Origin of the sequence: Streptomyces nanshensis (genome assembly GCF_001751255.1) — a bacterium.
GTDB lineage: Bacteria > Actinomycetota > Actinomycetes > Streptomycetales > Streptomycetaceae > Streptomyces > Streptomyces nanshensis_A.
In genome coordinates this window covers 25,687-31,167 of the sequence record NZ_LJGW01000098.1, presented here as the reverse complement: position 1 = coordinate 31,167, position 5,481 = coordinate 25,687, and the positions used below count along the sequence as shown (strand labels likewise).

Genomic DNA, 5,481 nt, shown 5'->3' with positions numbered 1-5,481 from the left:
CGCGGCGCCCGCGGCCGCCCCGGCGGCGACCGCCCGCGAGGTCGAGGCCCGGCTGCGCGGCCAGGTCGAGGGCGAGGTCCGCTTCGACGACTACACGCGGCATCTCTTCTCCCGCGACGCGAGCATGTACGCCATCGAGCCGCTGGGCGTGGTCTTCCCCCGCCACGCCGGCGACGTACAGGCCGCGCTCACCGCCGCCGCCGAGGCCGGGATCCCGGTGGTGCCGCGCGGCGCCGGGACGTCGCTGGCCGGGCAGACCACCGGACCCGGTCTCGTCCTGGACCTCTCCCGCCATATGAACCGCATCGTCGAGATCGACACCGACGCCCGTACGGCCCTGGTCGAGGCAGGCGTCGTACAGGACCAGCTCAACCGGGCCGCGGCCCCCCACGGCCTGATGTTCGGGCCGGACACCTCCACCAGCAACCGCGCCACGATCGGCGGGATGATCGGCAACAACTCGGCGGGCAGCGGCTCGATCCGCTACGGCATGACGATCGACCACGTACGCGAACTCGACGTCGTGCTCTCCGACGCCACGCTCGCCCGGCTCGGCCCCGTCGCGCGGGACGTACGCGAGCAGCGGGCCGCGCTGCCGACGCTGGAGGGGCGCATCCACCGCGAACTCCCGCGCATCGCCGAGGAGAACGCCACGGCGATCGCGGAGGGCATGCCCGGCTTCTGGCGCCGCGCCGGCGGCTACCGGCTGGACCGGATCGCCGGGCAACTCGCCTCCCCGGACGGTGAGTTGGACCTTGCCAAGTTCGTCGTCGGCTCCGAGGGCACCCTCGTACTGGCCACCCGCGCGCTGGTCGACCTCGTGCCGAAGCCGTCCCGTACGGTCATCGCCGTCGGGCACTTCACCTCCGTCGCCGGGGCGATCGCCGCCACCGAGGACGCGCTGACCTGCGACCCCTCCGCGGTCGAGATGATGGACCGTACGATCCTCGACCTCTCGCGGCAGCGCATCGAGTACGCCTCGCTCGGCACCATCCTCGAAGGCGACCCGGAGGCGCTGCTGTTCGTGAGCTTCACCGGCGACGACGAGCGCGAACTCGTCGGCAGGCTGGAGCAGTTGACGGCCCTGTGGCGGCGCCACGGGCACGGCTACCACACGCTCCAGGCCGTCACCCCGGCCCAGCAGGGCGCGCTGCTCAAGGTCCGCAAGTCCTCGCTGGGGCTGCTGATGGCGGCGAGCGAGGGCACTCGGCGCCCGCTGGCCTTCATCGAGGACACCGCCGTCGATCCCGTCCATCTCGCCGACTACACCCGGCGCTTCAAGGAGGTGCTGGACCGCCACGGCCTCGACGCGGGCTTCTACGGCCACTGTTCGGTCGGCTGTCTGCACATCCGCCCCTTCGTCGACACCGCCGACCCCGCGCAGGTCGCGACGATGCGCAGCGTCGCGGAGGAGATCAAGGACCTCGTACGGGAGTACGGCGGCGTCAACTCCAGCGAGCACGGGGACGGGCTGGCGCGCAGCGAGTTCAACCGCGAGCTGTTCGGAGACGAGCTGTACGAGGCGATGCGCCGCGTCAAGGGCGTCTTCGACCCGGACGACCGCCTCAACCCCGGCAAGATCGTCGACGCCCCGGCCATGACGGAGAATCTGCGCGACCCGGCGCTGCCGCCCGCCGCGGAGCTGCGCACCCGGCTCGACTTCGAGGTGGTCGGCGGGATGCGCGGGGCCGCCGACCGCTGCATGAACATCGGGCTGTGCCGCAAGGCCGGCGCGGGCACGATGTGCCCCTCGTACATGGCCACGCTCAAGGAGGAGGACTCCACCCGCGGCCGTGCCAACGCACTGGTCAAGGCCCTCTCCGAGCCGGACCCGCACCGCGCGCTGGGCGACGGGCGGCTGCACGAGGTCCTCGACCTGTGCCTGATGTGCAAGGCGTGCAAGAGCGAGTGTCCGCTCGGCGTCGACATGGCCACCCTCAAGGCGGAGACGCTCGCCCACCACCACGACGAGCACGGAGTCCCGCGCAGATCACGGGTGTTCGCCTCGATCCGCCGGCTGAACCGGCTGGGCTCGGCCACGGCGCCGCTGTCCAATCTGCCGGGCCGCATTCCGCTGCTGCGCCGACTGATGGACCGCTGGCTGGGCATCGCTCCGGCCCGGCCGCTGCCGGTGTTCGTACGGGGCAATCTGGTGCGCTGGTTCCGGCGGCGGGGCGGCGCCACGGCGCAGCAGCCGCGGCCCGCGGGCGGTGCACAGGGATCCCGCAGCGAGGCGGACGCCCCGCAGGGCACCGTCACCTATCTCGCCGACTCCTTCACCACCTACACCGAGCCCGGCATCGGCCGCGCCGCCATCGAACTGCTCGAACTCGCGGGCTGGCACGTCGCGTTGGAGTCCGGCGGCTGCTGCGGACGCTCGGCCTTCTCCAAGGGCCTGCTCGACGAGGCGAAGGACCAGGCGCGGGCGCTCGCCCGGCGGCTCGCGGAGAACACCCCGGCGGACTCCCCCGTCGTCGGCTGCGAACCCTCGTGTCTGATGACGCTGCGCGACGAGCACCGGGCGATGCTGCCGGACGACGAGGCCGTGGCGGACGTCTCGGGCCGCGTACGCCAGGTCGAGGAGCTGCTGACCGAGGCGATCGACGACGGGCGGCTGCGGCTCGCCGACGGGGCGTGGCCCGCGGGACGGCGCATCCTCTACCACGGCCACTGCCACCAGAAGGCCGAGGTGGGCACCGCGGCCACCGTCGAGCTGCTGAAGCGGATTCCGGGCGCGGAGGTCGTCGAACTCGACGCCGGCTGCTGCGGGATGGCCGGTTCGTTCGGCTTCGAGTCCGAGCACTACGAGACGTCCATGACCGTCGGCGGAGACCGCCTCTTCCCCGCGATCGGCGCCGCACCGGACGGGACGCTCGTCGCCGCCAGCGGCGTCTCCTGCCGGCAGCAGATCTTCCACGGCACCGAGCGCAGCGCCTGGCACCCGGTGGAACTGGTGCGGGCGGCGCTGGCCTCCGGCGGCCCGGACGCCGAGGGCGACCAAGTCCCCCGCAGGGAAGGAGAGTTGCCGCAGTGACCACCGGCGAGACCACCGGCCGGACGACCGGCGAGGACACCGCCCGTAGCACGGACCGGGACACAGACCGGAACACAGCCCGGGACGCAGACCGGGAAACGGGCCGGGACACAGACCGGGACGGGAGCGAGGGCGGCGCCGGCGCCCTCGACGGCGTACGCGTCATCGACCTCACCCAGGTGATGGCGGGCCCGTTCTGCACGATGCTCCTCGCCGACCTCGGCGCGGACGTGATCAAGGTCGAGCCGCCCGGCACCGGCGACCAGATCCGCAGCTCCTGGGACACCCCCGAACCGGGCCACGACAGCCCGTCGTTCCACGCGCTCAACCGCAACAAGCGCAGCGTCACGCTCGATCTGCGCTCGGAGGAGGGCAAGCGCGGATTCCGCACGCTGCTCGCCGAAGCGGACGTCGTCGTGGAGAACTTCCGTCCGGGCGTCGCCGACCGGCTCGGCGTCGGCTACGAGGCGGTGCGCGCGGTCCGGCCCGGCATCGTCTACGCCTCGATCTCGGGCTTCGGGCAGTACGGCCCGTACGCGGGCCGCGCCGGCTACGACCTCATCGCCCAGAGCATGGCCGGCTCCCTCAGCGTCACCGGCGAGCCCGGCGCACCGCCGGTCAAGTGCGGCCTCCCGGTGGGCGACTTGGGCGCGGGCATGCTCTGCGCGGTGGGCATCCTCGGTGCGTACGTGCACCGGCGGCGCACCGGCGAGGGCCAGTATCTGGAGACGTCGCTGTACGAGGCGGTCCTCGCGATGTCGGTGTGGGAGTCCACGGAGTACTTCTCCACGGGGCGGGCGCCGGGGCCGCTGGGCTCGGCGCACCGGATGTCCGCCCCGTACCAGGCCGTACGCACCGCCGACGGACACGTCACGATCGCCGCCAACAACCAGCGTCTGTGGGAGCGGCTGTGCGGCGCCCTCGGTCTGGACCGCCTCGTCGACGACGAGCGCTTCGCCACCAACACCGCACGCATGGCGCACCGTCCGGAGCTGATCGCGCTGCTGGAGGGGCGGCTCGCGGCGGAGTCCACGGACGCGACCGTCGCGAAGCTGCTCGACGCCGGCGTCCCCGCGGGCCCGATCCTGGACTACGAGCAGATCCTCGGCGGCGACCCGCACGCCGCGGCACGCGGCATGGTCGAGGAGTACGAGCATCCCGTCTCCGGCCGGAGGCGGGTGCTGGGCTTCCCGGTCAAGCTGGGCCGTACGCCCTCGCGCGTACGCCGCCATCCCCCGCTCCTCGGCGAGCACAACCGCGAACTCCTGGGAGAGACATGAGCGTCGAGGAGACCGCCGCGCCGGAACCGCAGCGGCCGCAGGAAGGGACGGACGGACCGGAACGGCCGGAGCCGCCGCCGTCCCCGTCGGTGACCTGGCGCGAGGAGGAGGTGCCGGGCACCGGCGGCTCCGTCGCCCGTATCACCCTCGCCAACCCGCGGCTGCACAACGCCCTGACCCTGGAGATGTACGACCAACTCCACCGCGCCTGCGAGGAGATCGACGCCGCGCCACGGGTACGGGTCGCGGTCCTGCGCGGCGCGGGCGGACGGGCGCTGGCCGCCGGCACCGACATCCGCGAGTTCCGCGGCTTCACGGGTACGGACGGTGTCGCCTACGAACGGCGCGTCGGCCGCGCCGTCACACGTCTCGCCGCGCTGCGCATGCCCGTCGTCGCGGCGGTGGAGGGCCCGGCCGTCGGCGGCGGCCTCGCCCTGACCGCCTGCTGCGACATCGTGGTGTGCACGCCCGACGCGGTCTTCGGCGCCCCCATCGCCCGTACGCTCGGCAACTGCCTCGCACCGGCGGTCGTCGCGCGGCTGCATGCGTCCCTCGGCCGGGCCCGTACCCAACGGGCGCTGCTCACCGCGGAGTTGATCACCGCGCGGGAGGCGTACGAGGCGGGCTTCGTCACCGAGATCGTCGACCGGGACGGCGGGGACGAGGGGGACGGCAGCGGCGGGACGGACAACGACGGTGGCAGCGGCGGCAGTTCGCCGGACGACGGGACGGAGGCGGAACCGGCGCCGGACGGACTGGGCGCGTACGTCGACCGGCTCATCGCCCGCATCGCGGGCGGCGCCCCGCTCACGCTGGCCGCGCTGAAGGAGGCCGACCGCCGGGTGCTCGCGGCGAGCGAGCCCGGCCCGGCGGACGATCTGTACGAACTGTGCTACGGCAGCCGGGACTTCGGCGAGGGCGTCGCCGCCTTCCTCGGCAAGCGCGCCCCCGAGTGGGAGGGCCGCTGACCACGGTGCGGAGCGCGCGGCGGTGGCCGCGCGCGCCGTCGTACCGGCCTCAGCCGGCGCCGGGTCCGGGTCCGGGTCCGGGCCGCAGCAGCGCCAGATACATCGCGTCGGTGCCGTGCAGATGCGGCCACAACTGGACGTCGGGACCGTCGCCCAGGCCGGGCATCTCGGGCAACAGCGGCCGGGCGTCGAGGAGTTC

Annotated in this window: 3 protein-coding genes; all 3 read left to right on the top strand. The window is 73.6% G+C overall.

Annotation, left to right across the window (positions count from 1 at the left end):
• Positions 1-3,034: FAD-binding and (Fe-S)-binding domain-containing protein (locus AN218_RS05215; protein WP_216311720.1), on the top strand; the 3,034-nt coding region annotated here is incomplete at its 5' end.
• The gene (locus tag AN218_RS05210) at positions 3,031-4,314 is read left to right on the top strand and encodes a CaiB/BaiF CoA transferase family protein (protein ID WP_216311719.1); all 1,284 of its coding nucleotides are present in this window, start codon (positions 3,031-3,033) and stop codon (positions 4,312-4,314) included. The genes AN218_RS05215 and AN218_RS05210, both read left to right, overlap by 4 nt.
• The gene (locus tag AN218_RS05205) at positions 4,311-5,282 is read left to right on the top strand and encodes an enoyl-CoA hydratase-related protein (RefSeq protein WP_079131837.1); all 972 of its coding nucleotides are present in this window, start codon (positions 4,311-4,313) and stop codon (positions 5,280-5,282) included. The genes AN218_RS05210 and AN218_RS05205 overlap by 4 nt, the downstream gene beginning before the upstream one ends.
• The last annotated feature ends 199 nt before the right edge of the window (positions 5,283-5,481 follow it).

Bases quoted from the DNA above. Each gene is read 5' to 3' on its own strand.
- AN218_RS05205 (WP_079131837.1), top strand. From the start codon at position 4,311: ATGAGCGTCGAGGAGACCGCCGCGCCGGAACCGCAGCGGCCGCAGGAA.